24 protein-coding genes are annotated in these 21,285 nt (G+C 68.9%); 19 read left to right on the forward strand and 5 right to left on the reverse strand.

What is annotated here, in order from left to right:
• Positions 1-2 precede the first annotated feature (2 nt).
• On the reverse strand, positions 3-1,427 hold the full coding sequence (locus tag QZV84_RS08670) for an MFS transporter (protein WP_292828331.1): 1,425 nt from the start codon (positions 1,425-1,427) through the stop codon (positions 3-5).
• A gap of 180 nt (positions 1,428-1,607) precedes the next feature.
• Positions 1,608-2,390, reverse strand: a complete 783-nt coding sequence (gene map, locus QZV84_RS08675; protein WP_292828334.1) for a type I methionyl aminopeptidase — start codon at positions 2,388-2,390, stop codon at positions 1,608-1,610.
• Positions 2,391-2,499: 109 nt separating this feature from the next.
• Between map and QZV84_RS08680 the strand changes: the two genes are divergently transcribed.
• The 4 genes from QZV84_RS08680 (at position 2,500) to QZV84_RS08695 (ending at position 5,063) form a co-directional block, all read left to right on the forward strand.
• A complete protein-coding gene (locus tag QZV84_RS08680) occupies positions 2,500-2,988 on the forward strand; it encodes an MFS transporter permease (RefSeq protein ID WP_292828337.1) in 489 nt (162 codons plus the stop codon).
• A 170-nt stretch (positions 2,989-3,158) separates the two neighbouring features.
• A complete protein-coding gene (rplS, locus tag QZV84_RS08685) occupies positions 3,159-3,506 on the forward strand; it encodes a 50S ribosomal protein L19 (protein WP_292828340.1) in 348 nt (115 codons plus the stop codon).
• Between the two features lie 121 nt (positions 3,507-3,627).
• Positions 3,628-4,407 (forward strand): signal peptidase I, encoded by a 780-nt coding sequence (gene lepB / locus QZV84_RS08690; RefSeq protein ID WP_292828343.1) that lies wholly within the window; start codon positions 3,628-3,630, stop codon positions 4,405-4,407.
• Positions 4,404-5,063 carry a ribonuclease HII gene (locus QZV84_RS08695; RefSeq protein ID WP_292828346.1) on the forward strand — a complete coding sequence of 220 codons (660 nt, stop codon included), beginning with the start codon at positions 4,404-4,406 and terminating at the stop codon, positions 5,061-5,063. The genes lepB and QZV84_RS08695 overlap by 4 nt, the downstream gene beginning before the upstream one ends.
• 17 nt (positions 5,064-5,080) lie before the next feature.
• Here the strand turns inward: QZV84_RS08695 and QZV84_RS08700 are convergent, their stop codons facing one another.
• A complete protein-coding gene (locus tag QZV84_RS08700; protein WP_292828348.1) occupies positions 5,081-5,404 on the reverse strand; it encodes a DUF2469 family protein in 324 nt (107 codons plus the stop codon).
• A gap of 130 nt (positions 5,405-5,534) precedes the next feature.
• On the opposite strand from QZV84_RS08700, the gene QZV84_RS08705 reads away from it, so the two are divergent.
• The 4 genes from QZV84_RS08705 to QZV84_RS08720 are packed head-to-tail and all read left to right on the forward strand — an operon-like array spanning position 5,535 to position 9,606.
• On the forward strand, positions 5,535-5,897 hold the full coding sequence (locus QZV84_RS08705) for a YraN family protein (RefSeq protein ID WP_292828351.1): 363 nt from the start codon (positions 5,535-5,537) through the stop codon (positions 5,895-5,897).
• Positions 5,894-7,423: a YifB family Mg chelatase-like AAA ATPase gene (locus QZV84_RS08710; RefSeq protein WP_292828354.1), complete on the forward strand. Its 1,530-nt coding sequence runs from the start codon at positions 5,894-5,896 to the stop codon at positions 7,421-7,423. Before QZV84_RS08705 ends, QZV84_RS08710 begins: the two co-directional genes overlap by 4 nt.
• Positions 7,420-8,646: a DNA-processing protein DprA gene (dprA, locus tag QZV84_RS08715; protein WP_292828357.1), complete on the forward strand. Its 1,227-nt coding sequence runs from the start codon at positions 7,420-7,422 to the stop codon at positions 8,644-8,646. Before QZV84_RS08710 ends, dprA begins: the two co-directional genes overlap by 4 nt.
• Positions 8,647-8,697: 51 nt before the next feature.
• Positions 8,698-9,606: a tyrosine recombinase XerC gene (locus QZV84_RS08720; protein WP_292828360.1), complete on the forward strand. Its 909-nt coding sequence runs from the start codon at positions 8,698-8,700 to the stop codon at positions 9,604-9,606.
• Positions 9,607-9,612: 6 nt separating this feature from the next.
• Here QZV84_RS08720 and QZV84_RS08725 read toward each other — a convergent pair whose 3' ends face one another.
• Positions 9,613-10,176, reverse strand: a complete 564-nt coding sequence (locus QZV84_RS08725) for a M23 family metallopeptidase (RefSeq protein WP_292828363.1) — start codon at positions 10,174-10,176, stop codon at positions 9,613-9,615.
• A 316-nt stretch (positions 10,177-10,492) separates the two neighbouring features.
• Between QZV84_RS08725 and rpsB the strand changes: the two genes are divergently transcribed.
• From rpsB to QZV84_RS08770, 9 genes are all read left to right on the forward strand, one after another.
• On the forward strand, positions 10,493-11,482 hold the full coding sequence (rpsB, locus tag QZV84_RS08730) for a 30S ribosomal protein S2 (RefSeq protein ID WP_292828365.1): 990 nt from the start codon (positions 10,493-10,495) through the stop codon (positions 11,480-11,482).
• Between the two features lie 93 nt (positions 11,483-11,575).
• The gene (tsf, locus tag QZV84_RS08735; RefSeq protein ID WP_292828368.1) at positions 11,576-12,403 is read left to right on the forward strand and encodes a translation elongation factor Ts; all 828 of its coding nucleotides are present in this window, start codon (positions 11,576-11,578) and stop codon (positions 12,401-12,403) included.
• Positions 12,404-12,501: 98 nt separating this feature from the next.
• Positions 12,502-13,221 (forward strand): UMP kinase, encoded by a 720-nt coding sequence (pyrH, locus tag QZV84_RS08740; protein WP_292828371.1) that lies wholly within the window; start codon positions 12,502-12,504, stop codon positions 13,219-13,221.
• Positions 13,222-13,295: 74 nt separating this feature from the next.
• Entirely contained in the window at positions 13,296-13,850 is a 555-nt protein-coding gene (frr, locus tag QZV84_RS08745) for a ribosome recycling factor (RefSeq protein ID WP_292828519.1), read from the forward strand.
• Positions 13,851-13,859: 9 nt separating this feature from the next.
• Entirely contained in the window at positions 13,860-14,903 is a 1,044-nt protein-coding gene (locus QZV84_RS08750) for a phosphatidate cytidylyltransferase (RefSeq protein WP_292828374.1), read from the forward strand.
• Positions 14,903-15,463 (forward strand): DivIVA domain-containing protein, encoded by a 561-nt coding sequence (locus tag QZV84_RS08755; RefSeq protein ID WP_292828522.1) that lies wholly within the window; start codon positions 14,903-14,905, stop codon positions 15,461-15,463. The genes QZV84_RS08750 and QZV84_RS08755 overlap by 1 nt, the downstream gene beginning before the upstream one ends.
• Positions 15,464-15,691: 228 nt before the next feature.
• Complete coding sequence (locus QZV84_RS08760; RefSeq protein ID WP_292828377.1) at positions 15,692-16,285, forward strand: lytic transglycosylase domain-containing protein; 594 nt, start codon at positions 15,692-15,694, stop codon at positions 16,283-16,285.
• A gap of 4 nt (positions 16,286-16,289) precedes the next feature.
• Positions 16,290-16,574 carry a hypothetical protein gene (locus QZV84_RS08765; RefSeq protein ID WP_292828380.1) on the forward strand — a complete coding sequence of 95 codons (285 nt, stop codon included), beginning with the start codon at positions 16,290-16,292 and terminating at the stop codon, positions 16,572-16,574.
• A gap of 1 nt (position 16,575) precedes the next feature.
• Positions 16,576-17,409 carry an alpha/beta fold hydrolase gene (locus QZV84_RS08770; RefSeq protein ID WP_292828383.1) on the forward strand — a complete coding sequence of 278 codons (834 nt, stop codon included), beginning with the start codon at positions 16,576-16,578 and terminating at the stop codon, positions 17,407-17,409.
• Here the strand turns inward: QZV84_RS08770 and QZV84_RS08775 are convergent.
• Positions 17,311-18,357 (reverse strand): AI-2E family transporter, encoded by a 1,047-nt coding sequence (locus tag QZV84_RS08775; RefSeq protein ID WP_292828525.1) that lies wholly within the window; start codon positions 18,355-18,357, stop codon positions 17,311-17,313. The genes QZV84_RS08770 and QZV84_RS08775 overlap by 99 nt on opposite strands.
• A gap of 175 nt (positions 18,358-18,532) precedes the next feature.
• Here QZV84_RS08775 and QZV84_RS08780 point away from each other — a divergent pair, with 175 nt between their 5' ends.
• Positions 18,533-20,341 (forward strand): glycosyl transferase, encoded by a 1,809-nt coding sequence (locus QZV84_RS08780; RefSeq protein WP_292828386.1) that lies wholly within the window; start codon positions 18,533-18,535, stop codon positions 20,339-20,341.
• A complete protein-coding gene (locus QZV84_RS08785; protein WP_292828389.1) occupies positions 20,338-21,267 on the forward strand; it encodes a tetratricopeptide repeat protein in 930 nt (309 codons plus the stop codon). The genes QZV84_RS08780 and QZV84_RS08785 overlap by 4 nt, the downstream gene beginning before the upstream one ends.
• Positions 21,268-21,285: the final 18 nt, after the last annotated feature.

Genomic DNA, 21,285 nt, shown 5'->3' on the forward strand with positions numbered 1-21,285 from the left:
CGTCAGATCCGGAATCCGTCGCTGCGGGTGCGGCCGTACACCAGTGCGGTGAGGACCAGCAGTGCGACATACGCGAGGACGAAGACGAAGAAGGCACCTGTGTAGCTGCCCGTGCCGAGCTTCGACAGGTTCAGCGCCTGGGGGATCAGGAACCCGCCGTACGCGCCGATCGCCGAGATGAGTCCGAGCGCGGCGGCGGCCTTGCGCTTGGACGATACGTCGCCGCCGGTGGCGGCATCGCCGTCGCCGCGCAGAGCGAAGACGACCGGGACCATCCGGTACGTCGAGCCGTTGCCTGCGCCCGCGGCGGCGAACAGCAGCAGGAAGCAGCCGAGGAAGAGCCAGAACTGGCCGGTCGGGATGACGAGCATGACCGCGAGGGTCATCATCGCCATCGCGGCGAACACCCCGATCGTGACGCGCGCGCCGCCGAAGCGATCTGCCAGGCGGCCGCCGAAGGGCCGGGCCAGCGAACCGACCAGAGCACCGAGGAAGGCGAGTGAGACGGACGCCGACCCCACTCCGATGCTCGAGAAGGAGGGAAACTGGTCGGCGATCAGTTTGGGGAAAACGCTCGCGAAGCCGATGAACGAGCCGAAAGTGCCGATGTAGAGCAGCGCCAGAACCCAGAGGTGCGGCTCTCGCAGCGCCGCCGCCGACCCGGAGAAGTCCGCCTTCGCGGCGGAGAGGTTGTTCATGCGCAGTGCGGCGCCGATCATCGCGATCACGATCAGCGGTACCCAGATCCAGCCGGCGAGCGGCAGATTGACCGCGACACCGGCGCCGACGGTGACGACGATCGGTACGACGAACTGGGCGACCGACGCGCCGAGATTTCCCCCGGCGGCGTTGAGCCCGAGAGCCCAGCCCTTCTCGCGCTGGGGGTAGAAGTAGGTGATGTTCGACATCGAGCTCGCGAAGTTTCCGCCGCCGAAACCGGCGAGGGCCGCCACGAGCAGCAGCACGGGGAAGGGCGTCTCGGGGTTGCCGACGCAGATCGCCATCGCGATCGCCGGGATCAGGAGCAGGGCGGCCGAGATGATCGTCCAATTGCGCCCGCCGAAGATCGGCACGAGGAACGAGTACGGGATGCGCAGCGTCGCTCCGACGAGGCTGGGGATCGAGATGAGCCAGAAGATCTGGCTGCTGTCGAGGGTGAAGCCGGCGGTGGGCAGGAGAACCGCGACGATGCTCCAGAGCTGCCAGATCACGAAGCCGAGGAACTCGGCGAAGACCGACCACACCAGGTTTCGCTTGGCGATCGCGCGCCCTGTCCTCTCCCACTGGTCCGGATCCTCTGGATCCCAGCCGTCGATCCAGCGCCCGCGGCGATGGACCAGTCCGGTTTCGGCGGGGGCCGGGATCGTGCCGACGGCCGCGTCGGGGGTGTGGCCGGCCGGCGGTGCCGTGAGTGTCGCTTCGGTCATAGAGATCTCCTGGGAAGTCACATGTGAAGTGGAGCCTGTGACTCACAAGCTACGGAGAGCGCGTTTCCCCACGTCGTGTCCCATGTGAACTCTGCGTCTCCTGGAGTTCACCCTCAGGTGATGCGCGTTGTGAGAACCCGGATCGGTTCGGGTCGTGCGTGCCTGACGGCCCCGGCGGTGCTAGCTCGCGCCGAGCCAGGAACGGTCGGTGAGCACGATCGGACCGTCGTCGGTGACAGCGACGGTGTGCTCCACATGGGCCCCGCGCGATCCGTCGGCGCTGCGCAGCGTCCAGCCGTCCGGGTCTGTGATCAGCTCATCCGTGGTCTCGAGGAACCACGGCTCCAGAGCGATCACCAGGCCCGGCCGCAGCGGATAGCCGCGGCCGGGCTTTCCGTCGTTGGGCACGTGCGGGTCTGCGTGCATGATGCGACCGACGCCGTGCCCCCCGAAATCGGTGTTGATCTCGTAGCCGTCGGCGTGCGCGACCTCGGCGATCGCATGCGAGATGTCGCCGATCCGCCGTCCCACGACGGCGGCCGAGATCGCGGCAGCCAGCGCCCGTTCGGCGGTGTCGATGATCGCCAGATCCTCGTCACGCGGCGTCCCGACGATGAACGAGACCGCGGAGTCGGCGACCCAGCCGTCGACCGACGCCGCGAGATCGAGCGAGACCAGATCGCCGTCCTTGAGCGCGTAGTCGAATGGGAGCCCGTGCAGCACGGCGTCGTTGACCGAGGTGCAGATGACCTTGCCGAAGGGGCGCGCGCCGAAGGAGGGGTGGTAGTCGATGTAGCACGATTCCGCGCCGGCGCGGCGGATCATCTCGTGTGCCCGCCGGTCGATCGCCAGCAGGTTCGTGCCGACCCGGGTCTCGTCGCGCAGCGTCGTGAGCGTTTCCGCCACGAACCGCCCCGCCGGGCGCATCGCATCGATCTCGGCGGGAGTGCGCAACTCGATCATCCGGTTCCTTTCGTTCTCACCATTGTCTCTGATGGGGAGCCTGAGAAGATGCTCCGTCCTGCCGGAGAGCATCGTCCGAACGGGCCGGCACCGGCGTAACATCGAGGTTATGTGGGTGCGTCGCGCGTTCTTCGGATGGTTGATTCCGGCCGCGTTCCTGCTTCCTCTGTGGCTGCTGATCGGATGGGGCGTGTTCAACGCCGGCGGCTGGGCGTTCCTCTGGGTTCTTTTCCTGGCGATCCCGTCCGTGTTCATCGGCCAGCTGATCCTGACGCTCCTCGTGCGCGCGCGTGGCACCGTGCGCGCGGAGCGCGCCGTGTCGTGGTGGGACGTGCTGGGTTTCACCGTCTGGCACGGCCTCACGATCTCGCTCGGCTTCTACGACCAGGCGTGGTGGGCGCCGGTCATGGTTCTGACGATCATCGTCGGTCTCGCGCTGTTCTGGCTCGAACTCGCCCAGCTGTGGCGCGAGGCGAAGCCCTCCGCCATCCTGATGCGCACGACCGAGGGGATCGGCTACATCCCCGCGCAGGCTGCTCGGCCCACCCAGACCGAAGGCGACGTCATCGTCATCACCGAACGGCCTCCCGTGGTCTGAGACCGTTTTGGCGGTCCGCCGCATTCGTGGCACACTGGATCTTTGTGTCCTGACCAGGTTCTGCCTCAGGGGAGCCGGCTCTCAGACGTACGGTCGATGGCCTCGGACACGCACCTTCCTTTCCCACCAGTACCGCGGTCGACCTGTGGCGGCCGCAGAGAGCAATGATCATGCAGATCCTCGACTCCGTCGACGCAGCCTCGCTCCGTTCCGACATTCCCGCCTTCGGCGCCGGCGACACCGTCAAGGTGCACGTCAACATCACCGAGGGCAACCGCTCCCGCATCCAGGTCTTCCAGGGCGTCGTCATCCGCCGCTCCGGCGACGGTGTGCGCGAGACCTTCACGGTCCGCAAGATCAGCTTCCAGGTCGGCGTGGAGCGCACGTTCCCCGTCCACAGCCCGGTGATCGACCACATCGAGGTCGTCACCCGCGGCGACGTGCGCCGCGCGAAGCTCTACTACCTGCGCAACCTCCGTGGCAAGAAGGCCAAGATCAAGGAGAAGCGCGACAACTGACGCTATTGCCCCGAAACCCCGGTGCCCTTCGGCCCGGGGTTTCGTCGTTTTCGCAGGTCCGGATGTGCGACCCTTGAGGCAGCGGTGCGCTCACGTGCGGCGAGCCCGCAGAAGGATCCGAATGTCGACCGAGCAGCAGGCGCCCGCGACGCCGGCGCCCTCGTCGCGAGCGAGGCTGAATTCCGGCCGAGACCGCCGGCACGGGTGGCTGTCGTTCCTGCGCGACGTGATCATCATCGTGCTGGTCGCTGTGCTGGTCTCGTTCCTGGTCAAGACGTTCCTGGTGCGCTCGTTCTACATCCCCTCCGGGTCGATGGAGAGCACGCTCATGGTCGACGACCGCATCCTGGTCGACGAGATCACGCCGCGCTTCGGCGGCTACGAGCGCGGCGACATCGTCGTCTTCCGCGACCCGGGCGGCTGGCTCCCGGTGCGCATCGATCCGCCCCGCTCGCCGCTGGTCGAAGGCGCGGAATGGATGCTGTCCCTCGTCGGACTGTCCGCGCCGGACAGTGACGACCACCTGGTCAAACGCATCATCGGGATGCCGGGAGATCATGTCGTGTGCTGCAACGCGATCGGTCAGATCACCGTCAACGACGTGCCGATCGACGAGAGCGACTACCTCAAGCTTCCGAATGCCGACAGTCCGGCATCCGCCGACGACTTCGACGTCGTGGTGCCGGCGGACCGGCTCTGGGTGCTCGGCGACAACCGGTACTCGTCGAAGGACTCCCGCTACAACACCGACCAGCCCGGCAAGGGGTTCGTGCCGGTGGAGAACATCGTCGGCCGCGCATTCCTGATCACCTGGCCCTTCAACCGGTTCGGGATCCTGGACTTCCACCACGAGGTGTTCGCCGGGGTTGCCGAGCCCACCTCCGAGCCAGTTTCGAAATGAAGGTCGCCGAGCCTCGCCTCACGCTCGAGCGGCGCCTGCTGCAGGACCACGCGGTCCTGATCGCGTGCGACGAGGTCGGGCGGGGCGCCCTCGCCGGTCCGGTGGCGGTCGGCGCGGTCGTGATCGACGCGCCGCGCGCACGCAAGCGCGTGCCCCAGGGCCTGCGCGACTCCAAGCTGGTGCCGGAGCCTCGGCGCGCCGAAGTGGCTGCCCGTGCGGCCTCATGGGTGTCGGCGAGCGCGGTCGGCTGGGCCAGTTCGGTCGAGATCGACGAGATCGGCATCATGCGCGCACTCGGCCTGGCGACGATGCGCGCCATGGCCGACCTGCGCGCGCACGGCATCGTGCCCGAAGAGGCCATCGTCGTGCTCGACGGCAACTACGACTACATCACCCCCGCGGGGGGCACCGGCCTCACGATCCGGCCCGTGATCAAGGCGGATCGCGACTGCGCGAGCGCGGCCGCGGCATCCGTCATCGCCAAGGTCGCCCGCGACGCGCTCATGACCGAGCTGCACGAAGAGGCGCCCGCGTACAACTGGGCGCGCAACAAGGGCTATGCCAGCCCCGACCACAGGGACGCGATCCTCGAGCACGGGATAAGCCGTCACCACCGGGCTTCCTGGTCGTTCATCGGCTCGCCGTCGCTGTTCTGACGCAGCGGCGGGGCCACTCAGGAATCGAGCGAGAGCTCCTCGGGAAGGTGGAAGTCGCGGCGGGAGAGCTCCTCGACGTTGACGTCCTTGAACGTGAGCACCCGCACGGACTTCACGAAGCGGTCGGCCCGGTAGATGTCCCAGACCCACACGTCGGTCATGGTGATCTCGAAGTAGAAGTCGTGCTCGGTGTCGCGCCGCACGACGTTGACCTCGTTGGCCAGGTAGAACCTGCGCTCGGTCTCGATCACATACTGGAACTGCGCGACGACGTCGCGGTACTCGCGGTAGAGGGCGAGCTCCAGTTCGCGGTCGTAGTCTTCGAAGACGTCGTCATCCATGGTCTTCCCATCCTAGAGTCGCGCGCTCGATCCCGCTCCCGACTCCTCCCCAGGCGGCGACGACGGCCACTTGTTCAGCGGTCGGCGACAGCACCGCCCGCGGCCTCGCACCGAGCGGCACGATGCCTTCATGGCAGCGAAGGATGTGCTCGGGCGTGCGGGCGAAGAGCGTGCGGCGCGATACCTCGAGCAGTGCGGATACGCGGTGCTCGATCGCAACTGGCGCATCAGCGAAGGTGAGATCGACCTGGTCGTCGCCCGGCGCGGCGAACTGGTCATCGTCGAGGTCAAAACGCGCCGCGGCGAGGCGTACGGACACCCGTTCGAGGCGATCGACGGGCGCAAGCGATCGCGGCTGTGGCGGCTGGCCGTAGCCTGGATCGCGGCGCACCCGGGCGAGGCGCAGGGGCGGCGATTGCGACTGGACGCGATCGCGATCATCGGTCCCGACCCCGCCACCGGCGCGCTCGAGCATCTCGAGGACCTGCGATGACGACGGCGCGGACCTGGGCGATCGCGCTCACCGGACTGGACGGCGCACTCGTCGAGGTCGAGGCCGACCTGTCCAACCAGCAGCCCGAATTCCGCATCATCGGACTCGCCGACAAGGCGCTCGGCGAAGCCGTGCAGCGCGTGCACAACGCGAGCGCGAACTGCGGCCTCGCTCTGCCTCGCCGCCGGCTCACCGTCAATCTGTCGCCGGCCAGCCTGCCCAAACACGGCTCTTCCTTCGATGTGGCGATCGCGATCGCCGCGCTCGCGACAGAAGGAAGTATGGATGCCGTCTCCATCGCCGAGACCGTCCACATCGGCGAGCTCGGGCTCGACGGCCGCCTGCGGCCCGTGCCGGGGGTGCTCCCCGCGGTGATGGCGGCGGCGAGAGAGGGCAAGCGCCGCGTGATCGTGCCGCTCGCCAACGAGGCCGAGGCATCGCTGGTCGAGGGGATCGAGGTGATCGGGGCCGTCTCGCTCGGCGATGTGGCTCGCCGGCACGGCGCAGACGTCGAAGAGCGGCCCCTCGACCCGGTTCCGGCACCGTCTGTCCAGACGGCCGACAACGGCGTAGCCGAGCTCGGCGAGGTCATCGGCCAGCGCGATGCCGTGGACGCCCTCATCGCGGCCGCAGCGGGCGGCCATCACATGCTGATGAGCGGGCCGCCCGGTGCGGGCAAGACGATGCTCGCGAGCAGGCTGCCCGGCATCCTTCCGGAACTGGACGACGCCGAGGCACTCGAAGTCGCTTCGATCCGGTCGCTGTGCGGGCAGGCGGTCGGCACACTCGTGCGTCGTCCTCCGTTCGAGGCGCCGCACCACAGTGCGAGCATCGCGGCGCTCGTCGGCGGCGGCTCCCGCGTGCTGCGTCCGGGCGCGATCGCGCGCGCCACGCATGGGGTGCTCTTTCTCGACGAGGTCGGCGAGTTCAACCCGAGCGTGCTGGATGCCCTGCGCCAGCCGCTGGAGAAGGGCGAGATCACGATCCATCGGGCCGGTGTCACGGCATCCTTTCCCGCCTCGTTCCAGCTGATCCTGGCCACGAACCCGTGCCCGTGCGGCAACTATGGCGTGCGGGGCGGCAGCTGCGTCTGCCCACCGATCGCGATCCGGCGCTACCTCGGGCGCCTGTCCGGACCGCTGCTGGACCGCGTCGACATCGAGCTCGGGCTCTCGCGCGTCTCGGTCGCCCACGCGGCCGACCTTGCTGCCGGGATCGTCACCACCGCTGACGCGGCGGCGCGTGTCGCCGAGGCTCGCGACCGGGCGGCCCACCGCCTGCGGGCGACACCGTGGCGCCTCAACGCGCGCGTCTCGGGGCCGTGGCTGCGCGACGGACCGCTCGCCCTCGCCCCCGTCGTTCGCCGGCCCCTCGACGCGGCCCTGCACCGCGGCTCGCTCACTCTGCGCGGCTATGACCGTGTCCTGCGGGTGGCGTGGACCTTGAGCGATCTGGCCGCACGAGCGAGCCCGACAGTCTCGGACATCGGCCGCGCACTTTTCATGAAGAAGGGCATCACGACATGAAGGACTTCCTTCCCCCGCCCGCGCACGCGCGGGATCTGCTCGCGCCGCTCGTTCGCGGCGACCTCGACGATGAGCAGGCGCGACGTCTGTACGCCGCGCACACATGGGGCTGTCTCGTCGAGCCGGGAGACGGCCTGGCCGGACGCCTGGTCGCGGCTATCGGGCCTGAGGCGGCGCTGGCCGAGGTGATCAGCGGGGGTCGAGACGGCGGGGCTCTGGATGCCGTGGAGATCACCGTGAAGGAGTGGGCCGAGGGGCTCGAGCGATGGCGGCCCCGGCTCCGGGCGGGAGCCGTGCGCGAAGCGCTCGAGGTCGCCCGACGCGTCGGTCTGTCGCTCCTGACTCCTGAGGATCCCGCCTGGCCGGCGTCGCTGGCCGATCTGGGCCCACACGCTCCGCTGGTGCTCTGGGTCCGCGGAGACGTCGGGGCACTCACGCGATCGTCACGCTCGGTCGCGCTGGTGGGTGCGCGCGCCGCGACCAGCTACGGCGAGCACATCGCGATCGAGTTGGCGGCCGACCTCGCCGGCCACGGCGTGTCGATCGTCTCCGGCGCCGCCTACGGAATCGACGGCGCAGCGCATCGCGCCGCGCTGACGGTGGGCGGGACGACGATCGCGCTGCTTGCCGGCGGCGGCGACCGCCCCTACCCCGCCGGTCACGGCCAGCTTCTCGAGCGGATCGCGACCACCGGAGCGGTTGTCAGCGAAGTGCCGTGCGGAACCCCGCCGACGAAGTGGCGCTTCCTTGCGCGAAACCGCCTGATCGCAGCAATGTCGGATGCAACTGTGGTGGTCGAAGCGGGGTGGCGCAGCGGCTCGCTCAATACCGCCGGGCATGCGGCGACGCTCGCCCGACCGCTCGGTGCCGTGCCCGGACCGGTCACCAGCGCGGCATCGGCCGGATGCCATCGACTTCTGCGGGAGTTCGATGCGCGCTGCGTCACGAACGCCGACGAGGTGCTCGAACTGCTCGGCGCGTCGCCGCAGACCCTCTTCGACATGCCGATCGACTCGACCGCCCAGGCGCGCACGGACGACACGACACGGGTGCTGGATGCGATGAGCTTCCGATCGTGGCGGCCGCCGACCGAGATCGCCCGCCGATCCGGCCTGGCGTCGACGGAGGTGACCGGAATTCTGGGACTGCTCGCGCTCGAAGGAGCCGTCATCCGCGGTGAGGACGGATGGCGCCGTGCCCGCGGGGGAGTGCCGGTGGACTGAACGCCCGTGCGCCGCCGCCCCGAGCGCGTCGCCTGCAGGCATGCTGGGGGAATGGACCTCGACCGGGCGGCCGGCGCGTACGCGGAGCACCTCGCACGCGTTCGGCGTCTCTCGCCGGCGACGGTGCGCGCATATCGGGCCGATCTGCGCGACCTGTCGGCCACCGTTCCGCAGGCGCAGCTGGCCGATATCGACCTCGAGGCGCTGCGCGAGTGGCTGTGGGGCGCGACCCAGCGCGGGGACGCACGCTCGACACTCGCCCGCCGCACGGCGGCCGCGCGAGGATTTTTTCGATGGGCCACGGAGGAGGGCCTGGTCGACACGGACCCGAGCCTGAGACTTGTCGCCCCCAAACGCGGCCGCACACTCCCCAGAGTCGCCACCGCGGAGGGGGTACGCGGCATGCTCGAGGACCTGGCCGAACGCGCCGCGCCGGGGGATCCGGTCCTGCTGCGCGACCACGCGATGCTCGAAGTCCTGTACGCCGCCGCGGTGCGCGCATCCGAGCTGACCGGTCTCGACCGAGACGACATCGACCTCGACCGGGCCACGCTGCGGGTGCTCGGAAAGGGGTCGAAGGAGCGCGTGGTCCCGTTCGGCGTGCCCGCGCGGCGCGCCGTCGAGGCCTACCTCTCGCGCGGCCGTCCGGCGCTGGTGGCGCGGGCCGCCGGGGCGCAGCCCGGACCGGCGCTGTTCCTCGGCATCCGCGGGGCGCGGATCGCGCCGCGCGCCGTGTACGACGTCGTCGCCCGGGAACTGGGAGCCGTGCTGGGCACTTCTGCCGTGGGCGCGCACGCCTTGCGTCACTCCGCGGCCACCCACCTTCTCGACGGAGGGGCCGACCTTCGCGCCGTCCAGGAGATGCTCGGCCATGCCAGCCTGGGCACCACGCAGATCTACACGCACGTCTCTTCCGAGCGACTGGCCGCAACCTACCAGCTCGCGCACCCGCGCGCCTGAGCCGCCTCAGGTGCAGCAGGGGAGCAGCACCGCCCGGGGAAGGCCACCCAGCAGCAGCATCGGGTTGATGTACGCGCCGTCCAGCCGCACGCCGAAGTGCAGCGTGCCGGGCACCGCGTGCCCGCCGACGCCGAGGGTGGCGACGTCCTCGCCCGCGGAAACGGGGGCTCCCGGCACCTGCGCGGTGATCACCGGCTCGAGAGTGGTCACCAGCCCGTCGCCGTGATCGATCGTCAGGATGCCGCGGCCGGCGACGCTGCCTGCGAAGGCGACGACCCCGTCTGCCGGCGCGCGCACGACGGAAGCGCCCAGAAGGTCCAGATCGATCCCGCGGTGACCCGGGCCATACTCATGGGCCGGGGAGACGTAGGCGCGCGCGAGGCGGAACCGCTCGACGGGCCACACCCACCCCCGCCCTGTGAGGTCCACGCCGGACTGCGTGCCGGACGTCGAACCGGTCGCGGAGACAGCTGCGGCCGGCGGCGCCGTGAGGCACAGCAGCACCGCGAGTCCGACCCCTGCCGCTGTGCGACGGAACCGGGCCGAAAGGCGAACGACGGAGGACGGCATCCGTTCAGCATCTCGCGGGCGTCTCCTCGGCGGCGGTGACCGAGACGCGCGGGGGAGAACGCGCCTTCGCCGATCGCTGGGGAGGAGAGTCGGCTGGTACACTGGAGGAACACCTCGCTCGTCGGGGTGAATACGCGTGCCCAGAGTGCGTCCGAGAGCCCCCGGCTCATGGACGCGCGGCATCCACCCCCACCGGTCTCACGGAGCGAATCGCTCAGGAGCGGGAGTGCGCCGGGCGCCAGGCCCGCCGACCGAACGGTCAGGCGAAACACAACCGCAAGCGGCGCTTCCGGGCGTCGAGAACAGGAGAACGGCCATGGCCGTCGTCACCATTCGCCAGCTGCTGGACAGCGGCGTTCACTTCGGACACCAGACGCGCCGGTGGAACCCGAAGGTCAAGCGCTTCATCCTCACCGAGCGAAGCGGCATCCACATCATCGACCTGCAGCAGTCGCTGAGCTACATCGACAAGGCGTACGAGTTCGTCAAGGAGACGGTCGCCCACGGCGGCACGGTCCTGTTCGTCGGCACGAAGAAGCAGGCCCAGGAGATCATCGCCGAGCAGGCGACCCGCGTCGGCCAGCCCTACGTCAACCAGCGCTGGCTCGGTGGCCTCCTCACGAACTTCCAGACGGTCTCCAAGCGCCTCGCCCGCATGAAGGAGCTTGAGGAGCTCGACTACGAGAACCCTGCCGACAGCGGGTTCACCAAGAAGGAGCTGCTGCTCAAGAAGCGCGAGCTCGACAAGCTGCACAAGTCACTCGGCGGCATCCGGAACATGTCGAAGACGCCCTCCGCGATCTGGGTCGTCGACGCCAAGCGCGAGCACCTCGCGGTCAATGAGGCCACCAAGCTCGGCATCCCGATCATCGGCATCCTCGACACGAACGCCGACCCCGACGAATTCCAGTACCCGATCCCCGGCAACGATGACGCGATCCGCTCGGTGGGCCTGCTCACCCGGATCATCGCCGACGCCGCCGCCGAGGGCCTCATCCAGCGCCACAACCCGACCGACGAGTCGGCCGAGGCCGCCGAGCCGCTGGCCGACTGGGAGCGCGAACTGCTCGAGCAGGGCGCCGCCGAAGACGTCGCCGAGGCTGTTGCCGAAGCGGTCGTCGAGGCCGAAGCCGCCGAGGGCGCGGAGGTTATCGAGGTCGACGTCGTCGAGATCGTCACCGAGACCGAGACGGCCGATGGCGTCGAGGTCGATGTCGAGGTCGTCGAGGTGGATGTCGTCACCGAGACCGCGGACGGCGTCGAGATCGATGTCATCGAGGTCGCCGACGAAGATTCCGCCAAGTAACAGACCCGACTGAAGGCACGCTCGGCGGGGTCGTTCTGCACGACCCCGCCGAGCCATTCCCCTGAACTCATCACAATCAAGGAGCCGCCGAACATGGCAAACTTCACGATCGCCGACATCAAGGCGCTGCGCGAGCAGCTCGGAACCGGCATGGTCGACACCAAGAAGGCACTCGAAGAGGCCGACGGCGACGTCGAGAAGGCCGTCGAGATCCTGCGCCTGAAGGGCGCTAAGGGCAATGCCAAGCGCGCTGACCGCTCCACCAGCGAGGGACTCGTGGTCGCACGAGAGGTGGGTGGCACGGTGACGCTGGTCGAGCTCGCGTGCGAGACCGACTTCGTCGCAAAGAACGACCGGTTCATCGCGCTGGCGGACAAGGTCGCGGATGCCGCAGCCGCAGCCTCGGCCGACTCGGTCGAGGTCGCCCTCGCCGCACCCGCCGGTGCCGGCACCGTCGAGACGCTGATCTCGGATGAAGCGGCCATCATCGGCGAGAAGGTCGAGCTGCGCCGCGTGCGCACGCTGTCCGGTGACAAGTTCGAGGTGTACCTGCACAAGACCAGCAAGGATCTGCCCCCGCAGGTCGGCGTGGTCCTGGCCTATACGGGCGATGACGCGGAGACCGCTCGCAGCATCGCGCAGCACATCTCCTTCGCCAACCCGACTTATCTTTCCCGCGACGAGGTCCCCGAGGCCGACGTCGAGAAGGAGCGCGAGATCGTCACTGAGATCTCCCGCCAGGAGGGCAAGCCCGAGGCCGCCCTTCCGAAGATCGTCGAGGGCCGCGTCGGCGCCTACTTCAAGCAGGTCTCGCTGCTGGACCAGGACTACGCGAAGGACAACAAGCAGTCCGTCGCGCAGGTCGCGAAGGCCGCCGGTCTGACCCTGACGGGTTTTGCCCGCTTCAAGGTCGGCGCGTAACACGGTGGAAGGGCCCGCATCATCACGATGCGGGCCCTTTCTGCTGTGCAGTTCCGGCCGCGCGCTCGGATAGTTTGTACTCGATGAGAGGATGACACGTGATCGATGAGGCGACCCGAACCCGGCGAGTCCTGCTGAAGCTCTCCGGAGAGGCGTTCGGCGGGGGGCAGCTGGGGGTCAACCCCGACGTCGTCAGTCAGATCGCCCGTGAGATCGCAGCCGCGGTCGACCGCGTCGAGATCGCCGTCGTCGTCGGCGGAGGCAACTTCTTCCGCGGTGCCGAGCTCAGTCAGCGCGGCATGGACCGCGGGCGGGCCGACTACATGGGCATGCTCGGAACCGTCATGAACGCGCTTGCGCTGCAGGACTTCCTCGAGCAGGCCGGCGCGGCGACCCGGGTTCAGTCCGCCATCTCGATGACGCAGGTCGCCGAGCCCTACATCCCGCGGCGCGCCGAACGCCACCTGGAGAAGGGCCGCGTCGTCATCTTCGGCGCCGGCGCAGGCCTTCCCTACTTCTCCACCGATACGGTCGCCGCCCAGCGGGCGCTGGAGATCGGCGCGTCCGAAGTGCTGGTCGCCAAGAACGGCGTGGACGGCGTGTACACAGCCGACCCGCACAAGGATCCGACCGCGACGCTGATCGATCGCATCACCTACCTCGATGCGCTGCAGCGCGGGCTCAAGGTCGTCGACTCGACCGCGTTCAGTCTCTGCATGGACAACCGGATGGACATGCGCGTGTTCGGCATGGAGCCGGCGGGCAACGTCACGCGTGCTCTGCTCGGCGAACGGATCGGCACGCTCGTCACCGCCTGACACCGCTGCATCACCGGTTCGCGCGGGTCATGGCCGTTAGACTGAAGGCTCTGGATCTACCGATGGGAGTCACTGTGATCGCGGACGTCTTGGCCGAGGCCGGATCGCGCATGGACCGTGCGGTGGAGGGCGCCAAAGACGACTTCGCCACCGTGCGCACGGGACGCGCGAACCCGCAGCTCTTCCAGAAGATCTTGGTCGATTACTACGGCACCCCGACGCCGTTGGCCCAGCTGGCCTCGCTGAACAACCCCGAGGCCCGCACGCTGGTTGTCACGCCGTACGACAAGTCCGCGCTCAAGGCGATCGAGCAGGCGATCCGCGACACGCCGAATCTCGGCGCCAACCCCACCAACGACGGCAGTCTCGTGCGCGTGACGCTGCCCGAGCTGACCGAAGAGCGCCGCCGCGAGTTCGTCAAGATCGTCCGCGGCAAGGGCGAGGACGCGAAGGTGCACGTGCGTGGAATCCGTCGCAAGTCCAAGGACGACCTGGACAGCCTCAAGAACGACATCGGCGAAGACGAGCTGGCCCGTGCCGAGAAAGAACTCGATGCGCTGACGCGCGCCCACGTCGACGCGATCGACGAGGCGCTCAAGCGCAAAGAGGCCGAACTGCTCGAGGTCTGAGCCCCGCTGATGACCGATGCATCCGGCGATCTCCCGGACAACGAGCCGCCGCCCGAACCGCCGCCGCCGCCGCGGGATGCTGCGGGCGCCCGCAGAGGCGGGAGCACGCCCGACCACACCACGGACTTCCAGACCCACGTGCGCTCCGCGCGCAACGAGTTCGAGAGCCAGGTCGCGCAGGCACGGGCCGAGTTCGAGGAAGCCAATGAGCGCATCAAGCAGCGCACCGGGCGTGACCTCATCGTGGCGACCCTGATCGGGCTCGCGATCGGCGCGGTGCTCATCGCCTCGCTCATCTTCCTCAAGTGGGCGTTCGTGCTGTTCGCCCTCGGGGCGGCGATGCTCGGCATCTTCGAGTTCGGTCGTGCGCTCAAGGGCGCGGGCCGCAAGGTCGATCTGATCCCGCAGCTGGTCATCGGGGCGGGCCTGGTGCTCTCCGGCCTGACCGGACTCTGGCTGCACTGGGTGGCCGCCTTCGTCGCGGTCGCCCTGGTGATCGTGTGGCGCGTGATGGCGCAGATGTTCGCGAAGGACGGCAGGACATACAGCGCCGTGCTGGGCGATGTGCTCATCGCCGGGTTCATTCAGCTCTACGTGCCGTTTCTGGCCAGCCTGTGCCTGGTGCTGCTGCGACAGGAGGGCGGCGAATGGTGGGTGCTGGCGTTCATCATCATGGCCGTCGCGTCCGACACCGGCGCCTATGCGGCGGGGCTCTCGTTCGGCAAGCACCCGATGGCGCCGCGGATCAGCCCCAAGAAGACCTGGGAGGGCTTTGCCGGTGCGGCGCTGGCCGCCCTGATCGCCGGGGTGCTGCTCTCGCTGTTCATGCTCGGACTCCCCTGGTGGACGGGCCTGGTGATCGGCGCGGTGATCCTCGGAACAGCCACGGCAGGCGACCTCGGCGAGTCGATGATCAAGCGCGACCTCGGCATAAAGGACATGAGTTCATGGCTACCCGGACACGGGGGAGTGCTCGACCGGCTTGACTCGATCCTGCCCTCCGTCGTCGGCGCTCTCGCCCTGTTCTACCTGTTCTCCCCGCTGACGGCATGATGACGACCTCCGAGTCCCCGCCGATCACCTTCGCCGAGACCCGCGGCGCGGTGAAGGGCTATGACAAGCGCGCCGTCGACGCGTTCCTCGTGCGGGCCCGCGAGGCGTTCGAGACGGGTGCGGAGCCGATCACCGCGGCCGAGGTGCGGCAGGCGGCATTTCCGCTCGTGCGTCGCGGCTACGTGATCGCTGCGGTGGATGCGGCGCTCGGGCGTATCGAAGACGCCTTCGCAGCGCGCGAGCGCGAAGCGGCGGTCAGCAGTGAGGGGGCCCACGCGTGGGTCGGCCAGACTCGGGAGACGGCGCAGGTCGTCCTGGATCGGCTTTCGCGTCCGAAGGGCCGGCGGTTCACTCGCGTCGGGCCGCTTCGCTACGGTTACCGCATCGACGAAGTCGACCTCGTCGCCGACAAACTCGCGAAGTATCTCGAGACCGGCGACTCCGTGACCGTCGAACAGGTTCGGGCGGTCGCATTCCGGATGCAGCGCGGCGGATACCGCGAGGTGCAGGTGGATGCCGTGCTGGACGCGGTCATCGAGGTGATGCTGGCCGTCGCGTGAGGCAGGCCGCGGCCGCAGATGGCACCGTCGAGGACGGCCGGGTAGACTCGTGGAACTGTGACCTCCGGAAACGAGATGCTTCGCGCGCGACGGACGCCCCGTCAGGATGTGGCGAACCTTGGCGCGAGCGGCCTAGACGCGGGTGGCCCTGTCTCGAATCGCGGCGGTGGCCCATCTCGGCCGGCGGCACCCGCACAGCGCTGGTCACGCCGCCGCGGAGTGCTCGGGGTGTTCGCGGCCTTCGCAGCGATCGGATTCGTCGCAGCGTACATCGGTCCCACCGGCGTGGCCCTGTCTGAAGCCAACGCCGAGGAGCGCCCACCGATCACCCTCTACTCGAGCACGCTCGGCGACGCGCAGAACCTGCGGGTCGAACAAGCCGCCGCGGCCGCCGTCGACCTCGATCGCGGCGGATACACGGTGTACGTCACACCCAAGCCCACGCCGACGCCGGAGCCGGTGGCGATTGAGCCCTCGTCGTCGTCCTCGAGCTGGTCGCCGCCCTTCGTGACGCCCGACCCGGGCACGGCTCAGGCCATCGCCTATGACATGGTGCGCGCGCGCGGCTGGGGAGACGATCAGTTCGCGTGTCTCGTGGCGCTGTGGAACAAGGAGTCCGGTTGGAGGGTGAACGCCTACAACGCCGGCAGCGGTGCATACGGAATTCCGCAGGCGCTGCCCGGCAGCAAGATGGGCAGCGTGGCACCCGACTGGGAGACCAACGCGGCGACGCAGATCACCTGGGGCCTGAACTACATCGGTGGCCGCTACGGCGACCCCTGCGGCGCGTGGGGGCACTCCGAGTCGGCAGGCTGGTACTGATCCCATGCCGCGGTCGAACCGTCGACGCTCCGAGGAGCCCGGCGACGAGGCGCTCGATCGGCTCCTCACCGGGTGGAAGCGCACCGAGTCTCGTCGCGGTGTCACATGGGTGGTGCAGCCCGTATCGGCGGTGCAGGCGGTCAAGGCCTACGTATGCCCGGGTTGCGGACGTGCGGTGGCCCCCGGTGTCGCCCACCTCGTGGTGTGGCGCGCGGACGGCGTGCTGGGCGACCAGGCTGACCTATCGGGTCGGCGTCATTGGCATTCGCACTGCTGGAGGATCGCCTGACATGGACATCCGAGGAGCCGTGCTGCTTCCCGCCCGGCGTGAGGAGATCGAGCTGCGCACGATCGACGAGCTCACCCTCGTCGGCGAGCTCGCGCTGCCCCTGAACCGCGAGCCGGTCGCGACGCTCGTGACGCTGCATCCGCTGCCGACCGCCGGGGGATTCATGGACTCGCACATCCTGCGCAAGTCCGCGGCACGGCTGCCGGCCCTCGCCGACCTCGCGATCCTGCGGTTCAACACCCGCGGCACGACGTCGCCGCGGGGCACCAGCGAGGGCGCCTTCGACGCCGGGGGCGCCGAAGCGTTCGATCTGGCCGCGGCTATGGACTTCGTCCGTGAGCGGGGGCTGCCGCGTCCCTGGCTGGTGGGCTGGTCCTTCGGTACGGAGGTGGCGCTGAAGTACGGTCGCGACCACGACATCGAGGGCGTCATCCTGCTCTCGCCTCCGCTGCATCGCACGACACCGGACGAAGTGGCGGCGTGGGCGGACGGCTCGAGGAGGGTCGTCGTCGTCGTGCCGGAGTTCGACGATTACCTGCGCCCGGATGCCGCCGCAGAGCGCTTCGCCAGCGTTCCGGATGCCGTCATGATCGCGGTCGAGGGGGGCAGGCACCTGTGGGTCGGCGAGACCCAGACGCGCCGCGTGCTGACGGAGATCGTGGCGGCCGTCAATCCCGACGCACTGCCGCTGCCGACCGAATGGGACGGTCCGCTCGGCGAAGGGCCGCAGCCGGTCTCAGCGCTCGTTCTGCCGGGGGATGATGACCTGGCGGTAGATGATGAGGATGCTCGCGGCCACCGGGATCGCGATGAGCGCGCCGAGGAGCCCGAGTAGCGAGCCTCCGGCCAGAGCCGCGATGACCACGACCGCACCAGGCACCGACACCGCGCGGTTCATGACGCGCGGCGAGATGACGTACGCCTCGATCTGCATGTACACGAGGTAGTAGATCCCGGCGATGAGAGCGGTCGTCGGTGAGCCGAGTCCGAGGCAGGTGAGCACGATGATCGCCGATCCGGTCAGAGTGCCGACGAGCGGGATCAGAGAGAAGAAGAAGGCCACGACCGCAAGGACGGCGGGAAACGGTGCGCCGATGATCGACAGGAAGATCGCGCTGAGCACGCCGTTGATGACGCCCATCGTCACCTGCCCCATGACGAAGTAGCCGACGGACTTCGTGATCTGCTCGGCGATGTCGATGAAACGGGCGCGCTTGGATGCAGGCACCAGCTGGTAGATGGCGGCCTTGAGGTTGGGCGTGGAGGCCGTGAAGTAGATCGTGAGGATCAGGACGATGAACGCGCCGGCCAGGCCCGCGAGCACCGATGCGCCGACCGCCAGCACGCCCTGGCCGATGGACGCGTAGTCGAGGTTCGAGACCCAGTCCTCGACGAAGGCGAAAACGTCATTGACGTTCAGGTTCGGGAAGACGCCGCCCAGCCATGTCTTGAAGTCATCGAGCGTCGTGCCGCTCTCGATGGCCTTCGTGATGGCTTCGATGAGCTGGCTGATCTGACTCGCGATGATCGGCACCAGCATGAGCACGATGCCGGCGAACGCGGCGAGCACGCCGAGGATCGTGATGAGCACCGCGGCCCAGCGCGGCAGCTTGCGCCGCTCGAGGAACGAGATCGCCGGCTCCAGACCGAGGCTCAGGAACAACGCCGTGCCCACGTACAGCAGGATCGTGGAGAGTGTCTGAACGCTGCCGATCAGCAGCATCCCCACGCCGACGCCCAGGGTTGCGACGAGGGCGACGCGGAAGGGGTTGTGCACCTTCACGGTGACTCCTGACTGTGCTGACGGGACGGGCATTGCTGTCAGGTCAGGATATGCACAGGTCCCGCCCAGTGCCGGGATTGGCGCCTCCCGGGCGACGTTCAGGTCTCTTTCGCTAGTCTGAAATGTCGAGTCGACGGCCCGCCGCATCCCCTCGCGGGCCCAGGAGAGGTGTTTCGTGCGTTTCGTGTGGGCCGTGGCGGCATTCGTGCTCGCCGCCGTGATGATCGGCGCAGGCATCGCCCAGCGCACCGTCTTCCAGGGTCCGACGTCCGAGACGGTCGACCTCTCGGTGTCCGAAGAGGCCCCGTACCTGCTGATCGACGGTGCCGTTCTGAATCAGCTTCCCGGTGCGCAGACGCTGCGCGCTCAGGGCGAAGGCGAGCTCTTCGCCGCATACGGCCGCACGGCCGACCTCAAGGCGTGGCTGGCCGACACGACATACAGCGAAGTCTCGCTGAGCCGCTCCGGGAAGGTCGTCACAGATGCCGTCGCTCCGACGGCGGCGCCCGAACCCGCGGCGAGCGGCGCACCGGACGAGGAGGCTGCGCGGGCGCACAGCCCGATCGGCTCCGATCTGTGGCTCGACGAGTTCCAGCAGGAAGACCTCCTGATCGCGCAGCTGCAGCTGCCCGAGGAGATGAGCGTGCTCGTCGCGACTGACGGCAGCGCGGCGGCTCCCTCCGATGTCAGCGTTTCCTGGCCGACCGCTGGCGCGACGCCGTGGGCGGGTCCGCTCATCGTCGCCGGCGGCATCCTCATGGCGGTCGGGGTGTTCCTCTACATCCTCGGCATCCGCCATGCGCGTCGGTCCCGCGGCCCCCGTCGCAAGGGACTGCCGCTGCCGGTCACCGAGCCGATCGATCTTGCCGTCGAAGGCGCCGACAAGGGTGTCATCAGCTCCGGCACTCCGACCCGCCGCTCGGTCACCGCCGGTAAGCGCAGGTTCGTCGTGATCCCCGCCGTCGCCGTCTCGGCGCTGCTGTTCGCCGGATGCTCGTCGGACTCGTGGCCACAGCTGGCCGGCAGCCCGACGCCCAGCCCGAGCGAGTCGGTGATCGTGCCCGAGGGCCAGCAGGCTCCGGCGGTCACGAAGGCGCAGGCCGAGCGAATCATCGCCCGGATCGCCTCCGCGACCGCAGCCGCGGACGAGACCATGGATGCGACGCTCGCCGCGACCCGCCTGGAGGGCGCGGTGCTCGCTGAGCGCACGACGAATTACACGCTTCGCGGTGCGCTGACGGACTACCCCCCGCCGGCCGCCATCCCGACCAAGCCGCTCAAGATCGTGCTGCCGCAGGCGTATGACGGCTGGCCGCGTTCGGTCATGGCCGTGGTCAACGACGAAGCCGACAAGACCGCGAGCATCATGCTGGCCACGCAGGAAGACGCGTGGTCGCCCTACAAGCTCACCTACCTCTCGAGCCTCGAAGCGGCCACCCAGATGCCCGACCTCGCCCCGGTGTACGTCGGCGCGCAGCAGGTGCCGCCGGATTCCTCGTTCCTGGTGATGGCGCCCGACCAGCTCGCCGCCGCATACGCCGACGTGATCAACAAGGGCGAGGACAGCGAGCTCTACGATCAGTTCGAGGCCGAGGGCGATCAGTTCCGTGCGAGCGTGGCCGCGGACCGTGAGAAGCGGCTTGCGGACTTCAACACCACGGCGGCATCCACCGGCAGCCTCTCGTTCGACACGATGGCAGGGACGCACCCGCCTCTGGCCCTTGCGACCCTCGAGAGTGGCGCGATCGTCGCGGTGAACGTCAACGAGGTCGACACGGTCAAGCCGACCAACGCCGACGCGGTGATCAAGCTCGACACCAACCCGACGGTGAAGACCCTGGCGGGAGCCGAGCAGTCCGCCACCGGCTTCACGACGACCTTCAGCGATCAGCTGTTCTTCTACGTGCCCGGCCTCGGATCTACGGAGAAGATCCGCCTGCTGGGGTACGCTTCCGAGATCCTCGATGCAAAGGTGATCAATTGACGGACATCCCTCCCGGTGCGCCCCTGCGCGGCGCCGTCGACCTGTCAGCGCTTCGCAATCGCCCCGCTGCGAGCGAGGCGACGGCCGTCGCGCCGACGTCTGCTCCCTCGCTGGTGATGGATGTCACCGACGAGACGTTCCCGCAGGTGCTCGAGCTGTCCCGCTCGGTCCCTGTGGTCATCGATCTGTGGGCGGAGTGGTGCGGTCCGTGTAAGCAGCTGAGCCCCATCCTCGAGCGCGTCGTCCTCGAACTGGGCGGTCGCCTGTTGCTGGCGAAGGTCGACGTCGACGCCAATCCGCAGCTGTCGCAGGCCTTCCGCGCGCAGTCGATCCCGCTCGTGGTCGCGCTCGTGGGCGGTCAGCCCGTGCCGCTGTTCACCGGCGCGGTGCCTGAACAGCAGGTGCGCGAGGTGTTCGCGCAGCTTCTGCAGCTCGCCGCACAGAACGGTGTGACCGGTTCGATCGATCTCTCCGGCGAAGAGGGTGCGGATGCCGAGCCCGTCGAGCCGGCGCTGCCGCCATTGCACGCCGAGGCGTTCGACGCGATCGAAGCGGGTGATTACGTACGTGCGATCGCGGCCTACCAGAAGGCGCTTGCAGAGAACCCCCGCGACGAAGACGCGCGCGCCGGCCTCGGACAGGTGAAGCTCCTGGACCGCGTCCAGGGCCTGGACTCTCAGAATGCGCGGGCTGCGGCTGCGGCCGCACCGCTGGAGGTCGACGCGCAACTGGCCGTCGCAGACCTCGATCTTGCAGGCGGGCACGTTGACGACGCCTTCAGCCGCCTGCTGGATCTGTTCGCCGCACTCCCCTCGGACGAGCGTGCCCCCGTCCGGGAGCGGCTCCTCGAGCAGTTCGCGCTCATCGGCGATGCCGATCCGCGCGTGTTGCGCGCGCGCGGCCGGCTCGCCTCGCTGCTGTTCTAGTCGCCTCTTATCGGCGTC

The sequence above is a fragment of the Microbacterium sp. genome, from assembly GCF_011620715.1.
Lineage (GTDB): Bacteria > Actinomycetota > Actinomycetes > Actinomycetales > Microbacteriaceae > Microbacterium.

Coding starts and splice junctions, on each gene's coding strand:
- QZV84_RS08755 (WP_292828522.1), top strand. CDS start 14,903: ATGACGACCTCCGAGTCCCCGCCGATCACCTTCGCCGAGACCCGCGGC.
- QZV84_RS08670 (WP_292828331.1), bottom strand. CDS start 1,427: ATGACCGAAGCGACACTCACGGCACCGCCGGCCGGCCACACCCCCGAC.
- QZV84_RS08770 (WP_292828383.1), top strand. CDS start 16,576: ATGGACATCCGAGGAGCCGTGCTGCTTCCCGCCCGGCGTGAGGAGATC.
- QZV84_RS08700 (WP_292828348.1), bottom strand. CDS start 5,404: ATGGATGACGACGTCTTCGAAGACTACGACCGCGAACTGGAGCTCGCC.
- QZV84_RS08680 (WP_292828337.1), top strand. CDS start 2,500: ATGTGGGTGCGTCGCGCGTTCTTCGGATGGTTGATTCCGGCCGCGTTC.
- tsf (WP_292828368.1), top strand. CDS start 11,576: ATGGCAAACTTCACGATCGCCGACATCAAGGCGCTGCGCGAGCAGCTC.
- QZV84_RS08695 (WP_292828346.1), top strand. CDS start 4,404: ATGAAGGTCGCCGAGCCTCGCCTCACGCTCGAGCGGCGCCTGCTGCAG.
- QZV84_RS08705 (WP_292828351.1), top strand. CDS start 5,535: ATGGCAGCGAAGGATGTGCTCGGGCGTGCGGGCGAAGAGCGTGCGGCG.
- QZV84_RS08720 (WP_292828360.1), top strand. CDS start 8,698: ATGGACCTCGACCGGGCGGCCGGCGCGTACGCGGAGCACCTCGCACGC.
- QZV84_RS08725 (WP_292828363.1), bottom strand. CDS start 10,176: ATGCCGTCCTCCGTCGTTCGCCTTTCGGCCCGGTTCCGTCGCACAGCG.
- dprA (WP_292828357.1), top strand. CDS start 7,420: ATGAAGGACTTCCTTCCCCCGCCCGCGCACGCGCGGGATCTGCTCGCG.
- QZV84_RS08765 (WP_292828380.1), top strand. CDS start 16,290: ATGCCGCGGTCGAACCGTCGACGCTCCGAGGAGCCCGGCGACGAGGCG.
- rplS (WP_292828340.1), top strand. CDS start 3,159: ATGCAGATCCTCGACTCCGTCGACGCAGCCTCGCTCCGTTCCGACATT.
- map (WP_292828334.1), bottom strand. CDS start 2,390: ATGATCGAGTTGCGCACTCCCGCCGAGATCGATGCGATGCGCCCGGCG.
- lepB (WP_292828343.1), top strand. CDS start 3,628: ATGTCGACCGAGCAGCAGGCGCCCGCGACGCCGGCGCCCTCGTCGCGA.
- rpsB (WP_292828365.1), top strand. CDS start 10,493: ATGGCCGTCGTCACCATTCGCCAGCTGCTGGACAGCGGCGTTCACTTC.
- QZV84_RS08710 (WP_292828354.1), top strand. CDS start 5,894: ATGACGACGGCGCGGACCTGGGCGATCGCGCTCACCGGACTGGACGGC.
- QZV84_RS08750 (WP_292828374.1), top strand. CDS start 13,860: ATGACCGATGCATCCGGCGATCTCCCGGACAACGAGCCGCCGCCCGAA.